The sequence below is a fragment of the Methylobacterium sp. Leaf99 genome (assembly GCF_001422375.1).
Lineage (GTDB): Bacteria > Pseudomonadota > Alphaproteobacteria > Rhizobiales > Beijerinckiaceae > Methylobacterium.
Window position 1 is genome coordinate 2,076,151 of sequence record NZ_LMMU01000001.1, and the last position, 17,864, is coordinate 2,094,014.

General features: G+C 69.0%; 14 protein-coding genes. 9 read left to right on the forward strand and 5 right to left on the reverse strand.

All coding sequences use genetic code 11. The features are described 5' to 3' along the window. Positions 1-141 precede the first annotated feature (141 nt). The gene (locus tag ASF28_RS09585) at positions 142-1,140 is read right to left on the reverse strand and encodes a CobW family GTP-binding protein (protein WP_056090709.1); all 999 of its coding nucleotides are present in this window, start codon (positions 1,138-1,140) and stop codon (positions 142-144) included. A 358-nt stretch (positions 1,141-1,498) separates the two neighbouring features. On the opposite strand from ASF28_RS09585, the gene ASF28_RS21655 reads away from it, so the two are divergent. Continuing rightward, the gene (locus tag ASF28_RS21655; RefSeq protein WP_082476083.1) at positions 1,499-1,927 is read left to right on the forward strand and encodes a beta family protein; all 429 of its coding nucleotides are present in this window, start codon (positions 1,499-1,501) and stop codon (positions 1,925-1,927) included. Between the two features lie 181 nt (positions 1,928-2,108). Then, positions 2,109-2,543: a beta family protein gene (locus ASF28_RS23705; protein WP_443189728.1), complete on the forward strand. Its 435-nt coding sequence runs from the start codon at positions 2,109-2,111 to the stop codon at positions 2,541-2,543. On the opposite strand, the gene ASF28_RS22435 is transcribed toward ASF28_RS23705, so the two are convergent. Beyond that, positions 2,478-3,104 carry a sce7726 family protein gene (locus ASF28_RS22435; protein WP_157085453.1) on the reverse strand — a complete coding sequence of 209 codons (627 nt, stop codon included), beginning with the start codon at positions 3,102-3,104 and terminating at the stop codon, positions 2,478-2,480. The two genes, ASF28_RS23705 and ASF28_RS22435, sit on opposite strands and share 66 nt — an antisense overlap. A gap of 242 nt (positions 3,105-3,346) precedes the next feature. Then, complete coding sequence (locus ASF28_RS09590; protein WP_056090711.1) at positions 3,347-3,934, reverse strand: TetR/AcrR family transcriptional regulator; 588 nt, start codon at positions 3,932-3,934, stop codon at positions 3,347-3,349. Between the two features lie 118 nt (positions 3,935-4,052). Here ASF28_RS09590 and ASF28_RS09595 point away from each other — a divergent pair, with 118 nt between their 5' ends. The 6 genes from ASF28_RS09595 to ASF28_RS09620 all read left to right on the forward strand — a co-directional run bounded on the left by ASF28_RS09595 (position 4,053) and on the right by ASF28_RS09620 (position 8,375). Beyond that, positions 4,053-5,018: a quinoprotein relay system zinc metallohydrolase 2 gene (locus tag ASF28_RS09595; protein WP_056090714.1), complete on the forward strand. Its 966-nt coding sequence runs from the start codon at positions 4,053-4,055 to the stop codon at positions 5,016-5,018. Positions 5,019-5,053: 35 nt separating this feature from the next. After that, on the forward strand, positions 5,054-5,884 hold the full coding sequence (locus tag ASF28_RS09600) for a quinoprotein dehydrogenase-associated SoxYZ-like carrier (RefSeq protein ID WP_056090717.1): 831 nt from the start codon (positions 5,054-5,056) through the stop codon (positions 5,882-5,884). A gap of 13 nt (positions 5,885-5,897) precedes the next feature. Further along, the gene (locus ASF28_RS09605) at positions 5,898-6,485 is read left to right on the forward strand and encodes a rhodanese-like domain-containing protein (protein WP_056090719.1); all 588 of its coding nucleotides are present in this window, start codon (positions 5,898-5,900) and stop codon (positions 6,483-6,485) included. 96 nt (positions 6,486-6,581) lie between these two features. Next, on the forward strand, positions 6,582-6,767 hold the full coding sequence (locus ASF28_RS09610; RefSeq protein ID WP_056090721.1) for a hypothetical protein: 186 nt from the start codon (positions 6,582-6,584) through the stop codon (positions 6,765-6,767). A gap of 344 nt (positions 6,768-7,111) precedes the next feature. Beyond that, a complete protein-coding gene (gene panB, locus ASF28_RS09615) occupies positions 7,112-7,936 on the forward strand; it encodes a 3-methyl-2-oxobutanoate hydroxymethyltransferase (RefSeq protein ID WP_056090723.1) in 825 nt (274 codons plus the stop codon). Between the two features lie 139 nt (positions 7,937-8,075). After that, complete coding sequence (locus ASF28_RS09620) at positions 8,076-8,375, forward strand: hypothetical protein (protein WP_056090726.1); 300 nt, start codon at positions 8,076-8,078, stop codon at positions 8,373-8,375. Between the two features lie 822 nt (positions 8,376-9,197). Here ASF28_RS09620 and ASF28_RS09625 read toward each other — a convergent pair. Next, positions 9,198-11,399: a TonB-dependent siderophore receptor gene (locus tag ASF28_RS09625; protein WP_056090729.1), complete on the reverse strand. Its 2,202-nt coding sequence runs from the start codon at positions 11,397-11,399 to the stop codon at positions 9,198-9,200. Between the two features lie 946 nt (positions 11,400-12,345). Next, positions 12,346-15,627 carry a DEAD/DEAH box helicase gene (locus ASF28_RS09630; protein WP_082476085.1) on the reverse strand — a complete coding sequence of 1,094 codons (3,282 nt, stop codon included), beginning with the start codon at positions 15,625-15,627 and terminating at the stop codon, positions 12,346-12,348. Positions 15,628-15,838: 211 nt separating this feature from the next. Here ASF28_RS09630 and ASF28_RS09635 point away from each other — a divergent pair, with 211 nt between their 5' ends. After that, positions 15,839-17,470: an alpha-D-glucose phosphate-specific phosphoglucomutase gene (locus ASF28_RS09635; RefSeq protein WP_056090732.1), complete on the forward strand. Its 1,632-nt coding sequence runs from the start codon at positions 15,839-15,841 to the stop codon at positions 17,468-17,470. Positions 17,471-17,864 lie beyond the last annotated feature (394 nt).

The following is a 17,864-nucleotide window of genomic DNA, read 5'->3' on the forward strand; positions in this document are numbered from 1 at the left end:
CTCTCCGATGGGGTCAGCCGACGTCCGCCCGGGGGGCCGAGGCGGCGCGAAGAGGGCGCGTCGCCGGACGTGTCCCGATGCGGGACATCGGGTTCATGGGTGCCGTGTGGCGCCCCACCGTGACCAAATCGGGGCCGGGTCTCAGGCCTTGCAGTCGTAGAAGCCGGCGCGGATCGCCTCCGGGTCGAGCTTGCGCCCGATGAACACCACCCGCGATACCCGCGCCTCGCCGTCCTTCCAGGGACCCTGGAGGTCGCCGTCGAGGATCTGGTGGACGCCCTGGAACACGAAGCGCTGGGGCTCGTCCGGAAACGCGACGATGCCCTTGCAGCGCAGGATGTCCGGCCCCTGGACCTGGGTCAGGGTCGAGATCCACGGCATGAACTTTTCGGGGTCGACGGGGCCGTCGATGCGGGCCGAGACCGACTGCATCTCGTCGTCGTGGTGGTGATGGTGGCCCTCTTCCAGGAAGTCGGGCTCGATGTCGAGGATGCGCGACAGGTCGAAGGCGTTGCGGTCGAGGACCTGGTCGAGGGGCACGTCGCACCGGCTGGTACGGTGGACCTTGGCGTAGGGGTTGATCGACCGGATCAGGCCCTCGACGCGGTCGAGGTCGGCGGGCTCCACCAGATCGGCCTTGTTCAGCAGGATCACGTCCGCGAAGGCGATCTGGTTCTTGGCCTCGGGGGCGTCCTTGAGGCGCTCAGTCAGCCACTTGGCGTCGGCCACCGTCACCACGGCGTCGAGGCGGGCGGCGCCGCCGACATCCTCGTCGATGAAGAAGGTCTGGGCCACGGGGGCGGGGTCGGCGAGGCCCGTGGTCTCGACGATGATGGCGTCGAACTTGCCGCGCCGCTTCACCAGCCCGTCCATGATGCGGATGAGGTCGCCGCGCACGGTGCAGCAGACGCAGCCGTTGTTCATCTCGAACACTTCCTCGTCGGCGCCGATGACGAGGTCGTTGTCGATGCCGATCTCGCCGAACTCGTTGACGATCACCGCGTAGCGCTTGCCGTGATTCTCCGTGAGGATGCGGTTGAGCAGCGTGGTCTTGCCGGCGCCGAGATAGCCCGTGAGCACGGTCACGGGGATTTTTTGGGAGGCGGGGTTCGGGCTGTCGGGGTTCGGGCTGTCGGACATGGCGGCTCTTTTCGAGTTTCCGGGCGAACGCGGCCGGGTGTCGGGGTGTTATATTGTATCACCCCCTTGGGATGGAAGGCCGCTCGGTCTTGGCTGGCGCGTTACACCCCCTCTGCGGGCGCCTGGCGTCACCCATCGGCGAGATCGCCGATCGCCGCGATCCGGCACGGGCTTCTCCCTCCCCCTTGCGGGGAGGGGGCAGGGGTGGGGGTGGCTCCGCTGGCCTCCGCAAGTGACAGGCTCACGCGGGCGGTCCCTCCGCGGACACCGTGGGGCACCCAGCCATTTGGCCTTATGAAGCGAATGCGCCAAAGGGGGCTAATGCAACGTCCAATTGCGAGGTATAACGGAGCGAATCATGGAGGCCCGCTTGCCGCAGTTTCGTTACGTTCCGATTTTACGCTGGAAAGAGGGCGAGGAGGGCGCGCTTTCTCATCTTGTACAAAACCAAAAATCCGATGTTTATCCATTAATTATATTAATGAATGGACAATACAAAGACAAAAAAGCTGCTAAAAAGAAACCGGCGGTCCTTGCCGCCGTAGCATTTGTTGACAGAATCATAGCTTGCTGGGGAACGCAGCCATTCTATTTGGATGCTAGTGACATCCCTACCCCAGCTAATGGCTCTCATCCTATTGCAGCTATAGCGTCGGTTGCCCATAGCAGGGGGGGTGGCGCTGATCCCAGCGACGAGCCTAGGCGTTCCGTCTGGATACGCGCAGGCAGTCCATTTGATCACTCAAACCCTATCAACCGGCATCGCGCTTCGCGTAGAGCTGCATGAGGCTACATCTGCAGCAAGTTGGGTTCAGGGCTGGCCCGTATCGCTTGCCCAAACCGATCTGATCGTAGATCTGCAAGACACTGCGCCGACTGTATTAGGATGAGGATCGGTAACGCAGGCAGCTTTCGCTAACTTGCATATGGGGGTAAGCTGGAGAACGGTGACCATTGCCGGAACATCAATGCCGGCTAACTTTTCTTCACTTAGTCAGGGCCTGCACATTATTCCTCGCAGCGAATATATAATATGGCAGCATATCCATGCAGGATTGCCCTACAGGCTTGACTACGGAGACTATACGACGCCGCCGATTGCCGAACCGCCGTCCGGTATCCGATACGGCTTCCCGATCAATGTACGATATACACTTATAAACTCGTTTCTCATTTGCAAAGGCGTAAGAACGAAGGGTGTTGGCAGTGTGCTACAAGCAATCCAGTTAAGATCGCATGCCAGTGATATAAAAAACTATCCAATCAGGCATTATCTAAATGGTTGCTGGGCCGATGATGAGATAGATCAAATCGCAGCTGGGAAAAGTCCGCAAGGGCTAGGATACTGGGTCACAATAGGCGTCAATAGGCATATCGCAATCACCCGGCATATGATTCCGTAGCCAGCCAATGCGCGTCTTCAAGACCGAGCGAACCTCAGTCTTGAGGACGCCAATAGGAAGCTCTGTGGCTAGACGATCAACTAATACATCAGATGATTTTGAGCGATAGCCTTTTGCAAGGCCATGCCGATCTAAGACGATTATAGCTTCGTCGCGCCATAATAGGCGCGCAAGTTGAATCGGCTGGATAGAAGGGTTTAACTTAGCTTTGCGTTTTGGAACTATTTTTACCGAAGATTCACGGGTAACTACAGCGTGAGATATTCCCCACCAAGTCGGAATGATTATTTCTGCTTTAACAGCGTGATTCTGCGCAGTTACTAGCGTAACCCGATCAAAAACTTGGCTGTAAATTTCAGCTTGGAAGGGCAGGCGGTTCAAATTATCGCGTGCGCTCTTGATCTCGAAACCTTGCATTTCACCGTTGATGACGGCAACATCAACACGGACAGAGCCGGACCAAATGCCCATTTCTTCTACAATTCGCGTGTCGATTTCTCCGGCATGGCGAGAGCCCAGCCAGTTAAGAATTGCAACTCTGACATCTACATCTCGCATCATTTTATCTTAGTTGCTAGCCATGGATATGCCCCCTGGGCCGTCGCGACTCAGGGGGGGCGTACTGTGGCCGTTGGCCCACACGCCAGACTAAAGGGATTGATTGGGTTCACAGCATCCCTCAAACAAGCACGCCGCGCTCATCCCCTAACTGCCACGTAGAGGTTTGTTCTACGGCTTTGCAACGCGCTCCCGTTTCCACACAGCCTCCACCCATCTCAGACCCTTCAGGTGGGTGCCAGCCGTCAGGTTTTCACCACCAAGCCCGCGCGGGCCGGCCGCAGGGCGTCGCACAGGGCGCCGAGGGTGTCGCGAAATCCCGTCGTGCCGGCAAGCACCCGTTCCAGGAGAAGCGCGCCCTCCAGGGTCGCCACCACCAGCCGGGCCGCGGCGGCGGGGATCACCTCCGCCCGCACGGTGCCGTCCCTGAGCCCGTCGGCCAGCACCCGCTCCAGCCAGGCGATGTGCTTGTCGAAGAACCGGACGATGGCGGCCCTGAGCGGTTCGGGCAGGGTGTCGCGCTCCACCGCCAGCACGGCGCAGAGGCAGCCGAGATCGTCCGCGACGCCGCCGAGATAGAGCCGGCCATAGGCCTCGATCCGCGCCACGGCGTTCGCCTGCGCCAGGATGGCGTCGAGGGCCGCGTCGTAGCGGGAATCGTAGGCGGCGACCAACGCGAGGGCGAGGTCGGCCTTCGTTGGGAAATGGTGGTGGATGCTGGCCTTGCGGAGGCCCACCACGGCGGCGAGGTCGCCGTAGCTGAAGCCGGAATAGCCCCGGCTCCGGACCAGGGTCTCGGCCTGCAGCAGCAGTTCCGCGCGGGTGTCTCTCATGCTGGGGGCATTCCCGGAGGACGCGAGGGGAGGACGCAATCAAGAAATTGTGCCGTTGACGGCGGCGAAAATCTACCTACTAAATGGTAGGCAAGAAAACAAGCGGAGGACGTCCGGTATGGCGGCCCATGATGGCTGGCGCTTCGGCGCGCGCGGTGTCCGGTCGAGCCGGCGCGAAGCGCTGTTCGGCGGCCTGTGCCTGTGCTGCCTGCCGACCCTCGGGCGCTCGGCGGAGGGGTTCGGCCTCGACGAGGTCGGCCCCGGCATCTTCGTCCGGCGCGGACCCGACGCCGAGGCGACGCCGGACAACGACGACGCCATCGCCAATATCGGCTTCATCGTCGGCGAGCGCTCGGTGCTGGTGACGGAATCCGGCGGGAGTCTGGCCGACGGGCGATGGCTGCGCGGGCAGATCCGAGCGCGCACGGACAAGCCCATCAGCCACGTGGTGCTCACCCACGTCCATCCGGACCATTGCTTCGGGGCCGAGGCGTTCGAAGCGGACAAGCCGGTCTTCATCGGCCACCACGCCCTGCGCGCGGCCCTCGACGCGCGCGGCGAGTATTACCGCACCCGCCTCGTCGAGATCCTGGGGGCGGAGAAGGCCGGCCGGGTGGTCTACCCGACCCTGGAGGTCGCGGACGGCGCGGAAATCGACCTCGGCGGGCGCCGCCTGACCTTCCACGCCCACGGGGCGGCGCACACCAACTGCGACCTCTCCATGCGGGATTCGGCCTCCGGCCTCCTGTTTCCCGCCGACCTCCTGTTCGTCACCCGCATCCCGTCCCTCGACGGCAGCCTCGTCGGCTGGCTCAAGGAGGCGGAGGTGCTCAAAGCCATGGGGGCGGAGAAAGCCGTGCCGGGCCACGGACCGACCCTGGTGGCGTTCGCCCCCGCCATGGCCGACCTCACCCGCTACCTCGGCACCCTGCGCGACGAGACCCGCAAGGCCCTGGCCTCCGACATGCCCATCGAGACGGCGGTCGCCACCCTCGGCCGGTCCGAGGCCGACAAGTGGGCCCTGTTCGACCTCTACCACGGCCGCAACGTGACCCAGGCCTTCAAGGAACTCGAATGGGAGTGATCCCGCCCCATGTTGTTCACAAGAGGAGACACGCCATGAAGCCGTTCACCGCCGCCCTCGCCCTGTCGCTCGCCGCTTCGCTCCCGGCCGCCGCCCTGTTCGCCGGACCCGCCGCCGCCGCCGGCGCCTCGGACACCGATGCCGAGCGCCTCGCCCGCTGGCAGGAAATCCGCACCTCGATCTTCGGCGACAAGACCGTGGAGCCCACCGAGACCCTGGTGGCCGTCGAGGCCCCGGTGCGGGCGCTGGACGCCGCCCTGGTGCCCATCACCCTGACCATGCCGGAGAAGGACAAGGTGGCGGGCGTGTCCCTGATCATCGACGACAATCCGTCGCCCTATGCCGCCAACATCACCTTCGGCCCCGCCGCCGATCCGGGCGAGATCAAGCTCCGGGTCCGGGTCAACAACTACACCAACGTCCACGCCGTGGTGCGGATGAAGGACGGCCGGCTGTTCGAGACGACGAAGTTCGTGAAGGCGTCGGGCGGATGCTCGGCCCCCATGGGCATGAGCGACGAGGAGGCCATGAAGGGCATGGGCGACATGCGGATGAAGTTTTCGGGGGAGCCCGCCCCCGGCAAGTCCACGGAGGCGACCCTGATGATCCGCCACCCGAACTTTTCCGGCATGCAGATGAACCAGGTCACCCGGGACTACACCCCGGCGCGCTACATCCAGAAGGTCGTGGTCGCGCAGGGCGGGCGCAACATCCTGACGCTGGACGGCGACATCTCGATTGCGTCGAACCCGGTGATCAACTTCGCGTTTTTGCCCGAGGGCAAGGCGCCCGTGACGGTGGTGGCCTCGGACAACCAGGACGGCCGCTGGGAGCACAGCTTCCCCGTGCCGGCCCCGAGCAACTGAGGGTGAGAGACGCATGATCCCCCTCGCCCGCCTCGCCGCCGCCGCCCTCCTCGCCCTCGGGACCATGGCGGCGGCGCCGGCCGATTCGCCCGTCGACGTGCCCGAGCCCGAGGGCCTCCACACCGGCCCGCAGCAGGGCTACACGCCCCCCACCCTCAAAGGCGCCGCGGTCCTCGACATCGACGGCCTCGACCGGGTGGTGGCGCAGGGCAAGCCCGTGCTCCTCGACGTGGCGATGGCGGACCGGCGCCCCGCCGGCATGGCCGCCGACAAGCCCTGGCTCCCGGCCCACCGCAGCATCCCGGGTGCCGTGTGGATGCCGAGCGCCGGTGGCGCCCCCCTCGACCCCGCGCACGAGGCCCTGTTCCTCAAGCGCGTGGCGGAGCTGACGGGGGGCGACAAGGCCCGGGCCATCGTCACCTTCTGCCACCCCGATTGCTGGGGCAGCTGGAACGCCGGCAAGCGCCTGGTCCAGGCCGGCTACACCGGCGTGCACTGGTTCCCCACGGGCCTCGAGGGCTGGCAGGAGCGCCACGAGACGGCGGTGGTGAAGGAGGACCCGGCCTGGGCCGGCCGGGCCGCCGCCGGGGCGCAGCGCTGAAGGCTCCGAGGGCCCCGAAATCCCGCCGCCGGCCGGGCCGCTCGCGCGCGGCCGCCGGCTGGCGTATAGCCGGTCCCGGACAGACAGGAGACCGACTTGTACAAGGTCAAGGCGAACGATCACCTCGGACGGGCCGCGACCTTCGCGTGCGGGACCGCCGATCAGGCCCTGGAGAAGACCTGGGAGCTGGCCCGGCGCGGCTTCAAGGAAATCCTCGTGATCGACCCGAAGGGCCAGGAATCGAGCGCCGCCGCGTTCGAGCGCGCGATGGATCTGGATTGAGGCGTTTCCGATTTCGAGTCGGCCCCGATGTCACGGCGCGCGCGCGTTCGCGGTTGACACCGGCCGGGTTGTGGCGGAAGAAAGGCACGCACACGGCGCCCCAAGTCTAGGGAGGGAACGCCCACCGAAGAGTGCCGGACGGCGACGCCATCGCCGTCACTGCAACGGGTGCGGCACCGTGCAAGTCAAGTAACTCCGAACGACGACATCTGTCAGATCCCGCGCTTTGTTTGCGCCGGGACGCGCGCTTTGCCGCGCGCGGGTGTATGAGGGACCCACCCAACGCGCGCCCGTCCGACGGGTGCGACGAGCCCGCAAGGGTGCGACGAGCCCGGTGGAGTCCGATGTCCCAAGTTGTCCAGTCGCGCCGCATCCGTGCCGTCGATCTCGCCAAGCGCAAGGCGGCGGGCGTCAAGATCATCGCGCTGACGGCCTACCACGCCCACACGGCCGGCATCCTCGATCCGCATTGCGACTTCATCCTCGTGGGCGATTCCCTCGGCATGGTGATGCACGGCATGGAATCGACCCTGCCGGTGACCCTGGAGATGATGATCGTCCAGGCCCAGGCGGTGATCCGGGGCACGTCGCGCGCCCTCATCGTCGTGGACATGCCGTTCGGCTCCTACGAGGCGAGCCGCGAGCAGGCCTTCCTCAACGCCGCCCGCGTCCTCAAGGAGACCGGGGCCGGCGCCATCAAGATGGAGGGCGGCGCCAAGTTCGCCGACACCGTGGCCTTCCTGGTCGAGCGCGGCATCCCCGTCATGGGCCATATCGGCCTGACCCCCCAGTCCGTGAACACCATGGGGGGCTTCAAGGTGCAGGGCCGCGAGGCCGACGGCGAGGCGCGCCTCCTCGCCGATGCCCGCGCCATCAGCGAGGCCGGCGCCTTCGCCATCGTCATGGAGGGCATCGTCGAGCCCGTGGCCCGGGCCATCGCCACGGCGCCGGGCATCGCGGCGGCCACCATCGGCATCGGCGCCAGCACGGCCTGCGACGGCCAGATCCTCGTCCTCGAGGACATGCTGGGTCTCAGCGACCGCGTCCCGAAATTCGTCAAGCAGTTCGGCGCCCTGCGCACCCAGATCGAGGGCGCCGTGGCGGCCTATGCCGAGGAAGTCCGCGCCGGCCGCTTTCCGGCCGACGAGCACACCTATCCGCCGGCGTGATCCTGCCCGCCGGCGTGGCCCGGTGCGCCGCCGCACGGGGTCGGCCCCGGCCGGGCGTCGCCCGCTTACCATTCATCAACCGTTCGGTGTCCAGATTCGAACCTGAAGCCCGGTTTCGAGAATCGAAGGACACGACGTCATGAAGCGGACCCTCCTCGGCGCGGCGATGGCCGGCAGCCTCCTCGTCACGATGGCGCCCGGGGCGCAGGCCCGCGACGGCATCGGCCCCGGCGGCGCGGCGGCCCTGGGCGTCCTCGGCGGCCTCGCCATCGGCGGCGCCATCGCGTCGTCGCAGAACAACGGCTACTACCCCGGCCGCCCGGTCTACCGCGAGCCGCGCCCGGTCTACGTCGAGGAAGAGGTCTGCCACATGGAGCGCCGCGGCTACATCGATGCCTACGGCGACGAGCACATCCGCCGCGTCCGCGTCTGCGAATGATTTTTTCGAGGCGGCCGTCGCCGTTCAGCGCCCTGTCGCACGAAGGCGGCGCGCGGGGCGAAGGCTTGCCCCGCGCCTCATACGGCTTCCGCTGAATCAGTTCGGTCCCCCGTGCGAATCGCCGAAGGACGAGGCAAATCGCGGGTCCCCTCTCCTTCCAGGCAGGGCGATCGCAGATGATGGTCGCGGTCTGAAGCCGCTGCCGAAAGGGCTGTCGACGAAGCGCCGCCCCTGGTGCGCATCCCCTCGCCCCGCCTGCGGGGAGAGGGACGCGTCTCCCCCCTGGCGGGGAGCGCGTCGAGGCGGCAGCCGACGGTGAGGGGGCGAATCCGGATGAGACTCGAGGGACGCGTCTCCCCCCTGGCGGGGAGCGCGTCGAGGCGGCAGCCGACGGTGAGGGGGCGAATCCGGATGAGACTCTTCCGGAATCGCCCCCTCACCATCGCTTCGGCTTCGCCTGCGCTCGCCGCAGGCACGACGGGGTGCCTGCGGCCCTCACCCCGCAGGCGGGGAGAGGGGGATGCGCGCAGACGCTCTGTGCGAACGGGCAAGGGCCGACCCGAGCGCATGCACCCCTCTGCGATCGCCCTGCCTTCCAGGCTACGGCGTTCACACATCTCGCGGGCAGCGCGGGTCCCCTCTCCTGGAAGGAGAGGGACAGGGTGAGGTGTGCGAACTATCCGAAAAGGTCCCACACCTCACCCCAGCCCTCTCCTTCCAGGAGAGGGCGCACCCGTGGGCCTCACGCCCGTATCCGGATGCCGTCAGCTGCCCCGTCTCCGCACGAGATCGGCCCAGCCGAAGCGATCGACGGAACAGGGATCACCAGCGGTAGCCGAGGCTGGCGGTGATCCGGCGCTGGGTGCCGTAGAAGCAGGCGTTGACGCTCGAGCACGAGGCGACGAAGCGCTTGTCGCCGGCGTTCTGGAGGTTGACCGCCGCGCGCCAGCCGTCGCGCTCGTAATGCACCACCGCGTCGAAGGTGACGTATTCGGGCACCACGAGGGTGTTGGCGACGTCGGCGTAGGAGCGTCCGACGTAGTTCACGCCGCCGCCGAAGCCGAAGCCTTTGAAGTCCCCGACGGGGATCGTGTAGTCGGCCCAGAGCGAGGCGAAGGTCTCGGGGATGCCCACGGGCACCCGGCCGAGGTCGAGATTCGTGCCCTCGATCGTGCGCAGGCCGTAGATCGTATAGGACGCGATGAGATTGAGCCCCTCGGCGAGGCTGGCCGTGGCCGACGCCTCGAAGCCGCGCGAGCGCACGGCGCCGAGCTGCAGGTTGGTGAAGACGTTGTCCGGGTTCGGCGTCAGCACGTTGGAGCGCACGAGGTCGAAGGCCGCCACGGTGAAGAAGGTGTTCCAGCCCACCGGCTGCAGCTTGGCGCCGACCTCGATCTGCTCGCCCCTGTCGGACTTGAACGGCCGGTTGCTGGCGTCGACGCCCGCCGTCGGGTTGAACGAGGTGCCGTAGGTGACGTAGGGCGCGAGGCCGTTGTCGAAGTTGTAGATCAGCCCGAGGCGGCCGGTGAAGGCGGCCTCGTCCCGCACCGTGGAGTTGGCCAGCACCAGCCGGTCCTGGACGACGTTGCTGACGAAGTCCTGGCGGCCGCCGATGAGGAAGGTCAGGCGGTCGGTGAGGGCGACCTGATCCTGAAGGTACAGGCCGGTCTGCTGGAGCTGCTGGTTGACCACGCGGTAGGGCAGGGGGTTCGCGGCGGTCTGGAAGTAGCGCGGCGACAGGATGTTGAGCCCCGGGACCGGGAAAGTCGTCGCCTGGTTGTCCGACAGGCTGTAGCGCTTGTAGTCGACGCCCATGAGCACGGTGTGGCCGAAGTTTCCGTCGTTGAACCGGGCCTGGGCCTGGTTGTCGACGGCGAACAGGCCGGCGCGCGGCGTGGTCAGGAAGCCGTAGCGGGCGAGCTCGGTCTCGCTGGCGTTGGCGTAGCCGTTGCCGACGTAGCGGGAGTCACGGACCTCCGTGAACGAAAAGCGGAAGTTCTGGCGCACGGTCCAGACGTCGTCGACATGGTGCTCGAACTCGTAGCCGAGGTTGGCCTGGTTGCGGGTGTAGCTGTCCACCAGGGGATCGCTGGCGTTGAGCTTGCGGTCGATGCGCAGGCCGGACGCGTTGGGGCGCACGGTGCCGGAATAGGGCAGGAACTGGCCCGCTCCGCCGGTCTCGTCGCGCTGGAAGCTCGTCAGCACCGTGAAGGTGGTGGCCCCGTCCGGCTTATAGGTGAACGAAGGCGCGATGTAGTAGCGGTCCTCCGGCGCGAACTGGACCTGAGCGTCGCTGTTCTGCAGCTTGCCCGTCAGGCGGTAGAACCAGTGGCCGGAACTGTCTGCCGGGCCGCCGACGTCGAAGGCGGCGTAGCGCTGGTTGAACGAGCCGCCGCCGAGTTCGACGTAGCGGAACGGCTCCGTCGTCGGGCGCTTCGACACGACGTTGACGAGGCCGCCCACCGGCGAGCCGCCGAACAGGGTCGCGGCCGGCCCGCGCAGGACCTCGATGCGCTCGGCGCCGAACGGATCGACGCGGAAGTTCGCGAACGAGGTCTGGAACAGCTGCAGCCCGTCGCGGAACAGGCCGGTCTCCGTGGCCGAGAAGCCGCGGATGAGGAACCAGTCGAGGCGGGTGTCGGGGCCGAACTGGTTGGCGTAGATGCCCGGCGTGTAGCGCACGGCCTCGGAAACCGTCTGCGAGCGCTGCGCCTCGATCTGCTGGGCGCCGATGACGCTGATGGATTGCGGGGTGCGGATGAGCGGCGTGTCGGTCTTCGTCGCCGTGGCGCTGCGGCTGGCGACGTAGCCGGGCACCGGGCCCCGCGCCGTCTCGGGCTGGCTCCGGCCGGGTGCGCCGCCGCCCCCGACGACGCCGGCGCCGCTGCCCTCGACGCTCAGGGTCTCCAGGGTGACGGCGCCCTGCTGGGCCTGGGCCGCGCCCGTGCCGGCCAGGACCAGGAGGGAGACGCCGGCGAGGGCACGGCGGGCGGGGGGCAGGCATCCCATGGAGGAAGCGGACATGGCGGAATCTCCGTCGCGCAGGCACGCGACCGCAACCCCGCACGGGCATGCAAAGGTCGGCGCGAGGCGCTGTTTAGAATTATCGTAAACTACTGTAATGAAACAGCTTTAGGCGATCGGTAGCCGCCACCGCGGGTGCACGCAAGGGCATCCCGACGGTCTGTCGACGACCGTGGCCGCTCGGGCACAGGAGACCTCGGCCGCGAGGCAAGATTTCGGGGCAGGACAACTCCGGGTTGAGAAGATTTCGGGCCAGGAGCGGGGTGATCGCCGATGCGTTTTTCGGGCGCCCGCACCGCGAAGCGCGGCGCTTCGAACCGTCACGGCCGGCTTCCTCTTCTGGGAGGCTGCCGGATCCACACATTTCGTCTCGACGCGGCTCTCCTCCCCCTCGCGGGGAGGAGTTGGAGGTGGCTCCGCTGGCCTCCGAAGCCCCAGGGTCACCCAACCACCCCCACGCTCAACCCCTCCCCACACGGGCAGGGCGATCGCGGATGAACCGCGACCGGCCCCGTCTCCGTCCGGGTGACGGCATCTCCTAACGCGCGGACAGTGCGGGTCCCCTCTCCTGGAAGGCAGGGCGATCGCATAGGACCGCCGGTGTCATTCCGGGGCGCCGCAGGCGAACCCGGAATCCAGAGCCGCCGACAGCGCAACACCCTGCAAAACCGGTGTTTCTGGGTCCCGGGTTCCGCTGCGCGGCCCCGGGATGACAAAGCGTTGCGGGAGGTCCCAACGCCCCAAACGCCCTATGCGATCGCCCTGCATGGAAGGAGAGGGACAGGGTGAGGTGTGGGACTTATTCGGAGAGTCCATGACCCTCACCCCGGCCCTCGCCCCGCAGGCGGGGAGAGGGGGATGCGCGCAGACGCTCTGCACGAACGCGATTGGCCCTGGGACATGGCGAAGGGCCCGGCGGGGCAGGCTGGGCCGCCGGGCGTTCCGGTCAGCCGCGTCGGCGGGCGTCGCCGAGGCGCTCCAGGAGTTCGATGGCGAGGCGGCCGCGCTCGGCCGGGCAGTCGCTGCCGCGCCGCAGGAGGACGCGGCGGTCCTTGCGCACGAGGTCGTCGGCGACCGGCACCAGGAGGGCGGGGGCCTCGGGGTGGAGGTCGGCCGCCAAGCCCTGGGGGCCGCCGTTGAGGCGCGCGATCCCGAGGGCGCAGCAGCCCACCCGCAGGCGGGCGAGGGTGACGAGGTCGGCCACCGCCTCGGGCAGGGGGCCGAAGCGGTCCTCGACCTCGCCGCGCAGGGCCTCGACCTCTTCGAGGGAGCGCAGGCGCAGGAGCCTCGTGTACAGGCTCAGGCGCAGTTCGGGCTCCGGCACGTAGTCGGCGGGCACGCTGCCGGCGAGGCCGAGGCGGATTTCCGGGGTCCAGTCGTCGGCGGGCTCGCCCTTGGCCGCCCGCAGGGCGAGCTGGAGCAGGTGCTGGTAGAGGCCGAGGCCAATGAGCTTGACGTGGCCGGCTTGGTTCTCGCCGACGAGGTCGCCGGCCCCGCGCAGGTCGAGGTCGCGGGCGGAGATGGCGAAGCCCGCCCCGAGGCGGTCGAGGGCCTCCAGGGTGCGCAGGCGCTTCTCCGTGGCCGGCGCCAGGGGTTTTTCGGGGCGGCTGAGGAGATAGGTCACGCCCCGGCGCTGGCCGCGCCCGACCCGGCCGCGCAGCTGGTGGAGCTGGGCCAGCCCGAAGCGCTCGGCCTCCCACACCAGCATGGTGTTGGCGCGGGGCACGTCGAGGCCGCTCTCGATGATGGTGGTGGCGAGGAGCACGTCGCCCGCGCCGTCAGCGAAGCGCACCATGACGTCGTCCATCTCGGCCGCCTTGAGGTCGCCGTGGGCGATCATCGTCGTGAGTTCGGGCACGAGGGCGGAAAGTCGCTTCGCCATGGGGGCGATGTCCTCGACGCGGGGACAGACGACGAAGCTCTGGCCGCCGCGGCGGTGCTCGCGCATCAGCGCGGCGCGCACGGCGCCGTCGTCGAACGGCATGATCACCGTGCGGATCGGCTGGCGCACGCTCGGCGGGGTCGCGATGACGCTGAGCGACTGCAGGCCGACCAGGGCCGATTGCAGGGTGCGGGGAATCGGGGTGGCGGTGAGCGTCATCACGTGGCCGTCGCCGGCGGCCCGGCGCAGGCCCTGCTTCAGCTTGGCCCCGAAGCGCTGCTCCTCGTCGATGACCATGAGGCCGAGATCGGCGAAGGTCACCCCCTTGGCGGCCAGCCCCTGGGTGCCGACGACGAGGCGGATGGAGCCGTCGGCCAGTCCCGCCTTGACCCGCTTGGCCTCCGCCGGGGAGACGAGGCGCGAGAGGTGGGCGACTTCGATGCCGAAGCGGGCGAACCGGCGCTGGAACGTCTGGACATGCTGGCGCACCAGGACGGTGGTGGGCGCCACCACGGCGACCTGCTTGCCTGAAAACAAGGCGGCGGCCACGGCGCGCAGGGCCACCTCCGTCTTGCCGAACCCGACATCGCCGCAGACGAGGCGGTCCATGGGCCGGCCGGAGGCGAGGTCGGCGAGCGCTCCATCGACGGCGCTGGCCTGATCGGCCGTGAGGTTGAAGCCGAAACCGGCGGCGAAGCGCTCCATCTCGCGGGTCGCCGGCGCGAGGACGGGGGCCCGCACGGCGCCGCGCGCCTCGGCGTCCGTCAGCATCTGCCGCGCCGCCTTGGCGAGGGTGGCCTCGGTCTCCAGGCGCCGGCGCCCCCACGAGCCGCCGTCGAGGCGGTCGAGGGTGACGGAATCGGGCTCGGAGCCGTAGCGCCAGATCCGGTCGGCCTGGCTCACGGGCACCATCAGCACGGCGTCGTTGGCGAACCGCAGCCGCAGGGCGTCCTCCGTGCCCTCGCCCACGGCGACGGGCTCCAGGCCCTCGAACACGCACAGGCCGTGGTCGCGGTCGACGGCGACGTCGCCGACGCGCAGGTCGACCTCGCCCATGGGCAGGATCGCGGCTTGGCCGCCGCTTGCGGCCGCGGCCTTGCTGCCGAACAGGTCGGCGGCCGCGATGACGGCGATGCCCTGGTCGGGCACCCGGAACCCGGCCTCCATGGGGGCGGCCAGGACGAGGAGGTCGCCGGCCGGGGCGCGCATCGCCGTAGCCCAGTCCTTCACCGTGCGCGCCTTGCGCGACAGGGCCTTCTCGGCGGCGCGCACGAGGCGGGGCAGGGCCTCGGCCGGCCCCGTGAGCAGCACGCGCTCGCCGGCCGCGACGTGGCCGCGCAACGCTTCGGCGAAGGCCGGGCCGGGGCGGGCCTTGCGCACGAAGGCCGGCAGGGCGACGGAATCCGCGTCCTTGGCCGAGGCCGTGGCGACGGGGCGCTCGCCCTGGAGGGCGGCCCATTCGTCGGGGCCGAGGTAGAGTTCGTAGGGCAGGGGGGCGGCGCGGCCGGCGCCCTCGCGGCCCTCCGCGATCTGCTCGAAGAAGGCGGCCGCCCGTTCGTCGGCCCCGGCCTCGACCACGAGGCGGGCGCCGGGCACGTAGTCCAGGGGAGTCACGAGGCGCGGATAGAGGCGGGGCAGGGCGTGCTCCTGGCCGGTGAACGGGCGCAGGGCCGTGTCGGTGTCGCGCGGCAGCACGATCTCCGTGGCGGAATCGATGACGAGGACGTCCACCTCGGCGAGGGAGCGCTGCGACACGGGATCGTAGGCGCGGATCGCGGTGACGCGGGCCTCGTCGTGCTCGATCCGGCACGGCCGCGCGGCGGCGGCGGGAAACACCTCGACGGTGCGGCCGCGCACGGCGACCTCGCCGGGCTCGTCGACCCGGTCGTCGACGATGTAGCCGAGGCGCTGGAGCTCCGCGGTCAGCGCCTGCGGGTCGAGGCGGTCGCCGACGCGGATCGCCATGTGGGCGTCGGCCCAGGTCTCGGGCGGCGGCACCCGCTGGATCAGGGCCGGGGCGGTGGTGAGGACGATGTCCGGCAGGTTGTCCGCATCGGTGAGCCAGCGCAGGACCCCCGTGCGGGCCCCCATGACGCCCCGCGACGGCGAGGCCCGGTCGAACGGCAGGCAATCCCACTCGGGGTAGATGGCGACGCTGCGCTCCGGCGCCAGGGCCCGCAGGATGTCGGCCAGCGCCCCGAGGCGGTGGCGCTCGCGGGCGACGTGGACGAGGGGGCGGGCATCGGCTTCGCGGTCGAGGAGGGCCACCGCCAGGGCGCCCGTGGGCACGAGGGGAGCGTCCGTTTCGTGGGGAACGGCGGCGGTCTTCGTCCTGCGTTTTGCCATCTAGGATGCGTCCCGCCCTGTTGGTCTTGCTTGGGCTGGAGGAACGCGCCGGCCCGCGCCGGGCTCCCGGCCGAATCGGGTTGTCCCCTGTTTGCCGCAGGCTGCGGACCCGTTTGCGTGATGGTGCCGCAGGGCCTTTGAACTCGGGAACGGTTGGGCTTTAAGCTCATGCCCGATCCGGTCCCGAGGCCGGCGCGGAGATGTGAGCACGATGACGGCCAAGACCGTGGCGACGACGCCGTTCCCCGACCAGAAGCCCGGCACCTCCGGCCTGCGCAAGAAGGTCGCGGTGTTCCGCCAGCCGCGCTACGTCGAGAACTTCGTCCAGGCGATCTTCGACGCGATTCCCGAGCGCGCCGGCGCCACCCTGGTGATCGGCGGCGACGGCCGCTTCTTCAACCGCGAGGTGGTGCAGACCGCCCTGAAGATGGCGGCGGCCAACGGCTTCGCCCGCGTCCTCGTGGGGCAGGGCGGCCTGCTCTCGACGCCCGCCGCCTCCTGCGTCATCCGCAAATACGGCGCCCTGGGCGGCCTCGTCCTGTCGGCGAGCCACAATCCCGGCGGGCCGGACGGCGATTTCGGCATCAAGTTCAACACCGCCAACGGCGGCCCGGCCCCGGAGGACGTCACCGCGGCGATCTTCGCCCGGACCCTGGCCATCGCCGAATACCGCATCACGGACGTGCCCGACCTCGACCTCGACGCCGTCGGCGAGGCCCGCATCGGCGACATGCGCGTGTCCATCCTCGATCCCGTGGCCGACTACGCCGAGCTCATGCGGACGCTGGTGGATTTCGACGCGATCCGCGCCCTGTTCGCCGGCGGCTTCCGCATGCGCTTCGACGCCATGAGCGCGGTGACGGGCCCCTACGCCCACGCCATCCTCGAGGGCGAACTCGGCGCCGCGCCCGGCACCGTGGTCAACGGCACGCCGAAGCCGGATTTCGGCGGCCACCACCCCGATCCGAACCCGGTCCATTGCCACGACCTCTACGACCTCATGCTCGGCCCCGACGCCCCCGATTTCGGCGCGGCCTCCGACGGCGACGGCGACCGCAACATGATCGTGGCGCCGGGCCTGTTCGTGACCCCGAGCGACAGCCTCGCGATCCTGGCCGCCCACGCCCACCGGGCGCCGGGCTACGCGGCCGGCCTCGCGGGCGTCGCCCGCTCTATGCCGACGAGCCGGGCCGTGGACCGGGTCGCGGTGTCGCTCGGCATCCCCGCCTACGAGACGCCCACGGGCTGGAAGTTCTTCGGCACCCTGCTGGATGCCGGGCTCATCACCCTGTGCGGCGAGGAAAGCGCCGGCACCGGCTCCAACCACGTGCGCGAAAAGGACGGGCTCTGGGCCGTGCTCCTGTGGCTCAACGTACTCGCCGCCACGGGCGAGCCCGCCCGCGACCTCGTCCACGCGCACTGGGCCCGCTTCGGGCGCGACTACTACACCCGCCACGATTACGAGGAGATCGATTCCGACGCCGCCAAGGCGCTGATGGAGGGGCTGCGGGCCAAGCTCGACAGCCTGCCGGGGCAGCGTTTCGGCGACCTCACCGTCGCGACGGCGGACGACTTCCGCTACGTCGATCCCGTCGACGGCTCCGTCACCGCCCAGCAGGGCGTGCGCATCGGCTTCGCCGAGGATGCCCGGGTGGTCTACCGCCTGTCGGGCACCGGCACGGCGGGGGCCACCCTGCGGGTCTATGTCGAGCGCTTCGAACCCGCCTCCGGCCGCCTCGACCGGCCCGTGGCCGAGGTCCTGGCCTCGGCCGTGGCCGCCGCCGGGACCATCGCCGACATCGCCCGTCTGACGGGCCGCGACGCGCCCAGCGTCGTGACCTGACCGGCCCCGCCGGGCATGGCCATGCCAGCCGTGCCCGCGGGCCCTATCCCGACCCGTTCGGTGACGCGGTGCGATGCGGGTCCCCTCCTCTCCTGGCGCGGGCCCCCTCTCCTGGAAGCTACGGCATTCACACATCTCAAGGGCAGCGCGGGTCCCCTCTCCTGGAAGGAGAGGGACAGGGTGAGGTGTGCGAATTGTCCGAATAGGTCCCACACCTCACCCCAACCCTCTCCTTCCAGGAGAGGAGGCCTGTCGCGCTCGATGCCGGCTCATTGTGGCTCTCGATATCAGCCGCCGGGCGGATGTGTGAATCCGGTAGCCTGGAAGGCAGGGCGATGGCAGAGGGGTGCATGCGTTTGGGCCGGCCCTTGCCCGTTCGCGCAGAGCGTCTGCG

Bases quoted from the DNA above. Each gene is read 5' to 3' on its own strand.
- ASF28_RS09585 (WP_056090709.1), bottom strand. From the start codon at position 1,140: ATGTCCGACAGCCCGAACCCCGACAGCCCGAACCCCGCCTCCCAAAAA.
- ASF28_RS21655 (WP_082476083.1), top strand. From the start codon at position 1,499: ATGGAGGCCCGCTTGCCGCAGTTTCGTTACGTTCCGATTTTACGCTGG.
- ASF28_RS23705 (WP_443189728.1), top strand. From the start codon at position 2,109: ATGCCGGCTAACTTTTCTTCACTTAGTCAGGGCCTGCACATTATTCCT.
- ASF28_RS22435 (WP_157085453.1), bottom strand. From the start codon at position 3,104: ATGATGCGAGATGTAGATGTCAGAGTTGCAATTCTTAACTGGCTGGGC.
- ASF28_RS09590 (WP_056090711.1), bottom strand. From the start codon at position 3,934: ATGAGAGACACCCGCGCGGAACTGCTGCTGCAGGCCGAGACCCTGGTC.
- ASF28_RS09595 (WP_056090714.1), top strand. From the start codon at position 4,053: ATGGCGGCCCATGATGGCTGGCGCTTCGGCGCGCGCGGTGTCCGGTCG.
- ASF28_RS09600 (WP_056090717.1), top strand. From the start codon at position 5,054: ATGAAGCCGTTCACCGCCGCCCTCGCCCTGTCGCTCGCCGCTTCGCTC.
- ASF28_RS09605 (WP_056090719.1), top strand. From the start codon at position 5,898: ATGATCCCCCTCGCCCGCCTCGCCGCCGCCGCCCTCCTCGCCCTCGGG.
- panB (WP_056090723.1), top strand. From the start codon at position 7,112: ATGTCCCAAGTTGTCCAGTCGCGCCGCATCCGTGCCGTCGATCTCGCC.
- ASF28_RS09620 (WP_056090726.1), top strand. From the start codon at position 8,076: ATGAAGCGGACCCTCCTCGGCGCGGCGATGGCCGGCAGCCTCCTCGTC.
- ASF28_RS09625 (WP_056090729.1), bottom strand. From the start codon at position 11,399: ATGTCCGCTTCCTCCATGGGATGCCTGCCCCCCGCCCGCCGTGCCCTC.
- ASF28_RS09630 (WP_082476085.1), bottom strand. From the start codon at position 15,627: ATGGCAAAACGCAGGACGAAGACCGCCGCCGTTCCCCACGAAACGGAC.
- ASF28_RS09635 (WP_056090732.1), top strand. From the start codon at position 15,839: ATGACGGCCAAGACCGTGGCGACGACGCCGTTCCCCGACCAGAAGCCC.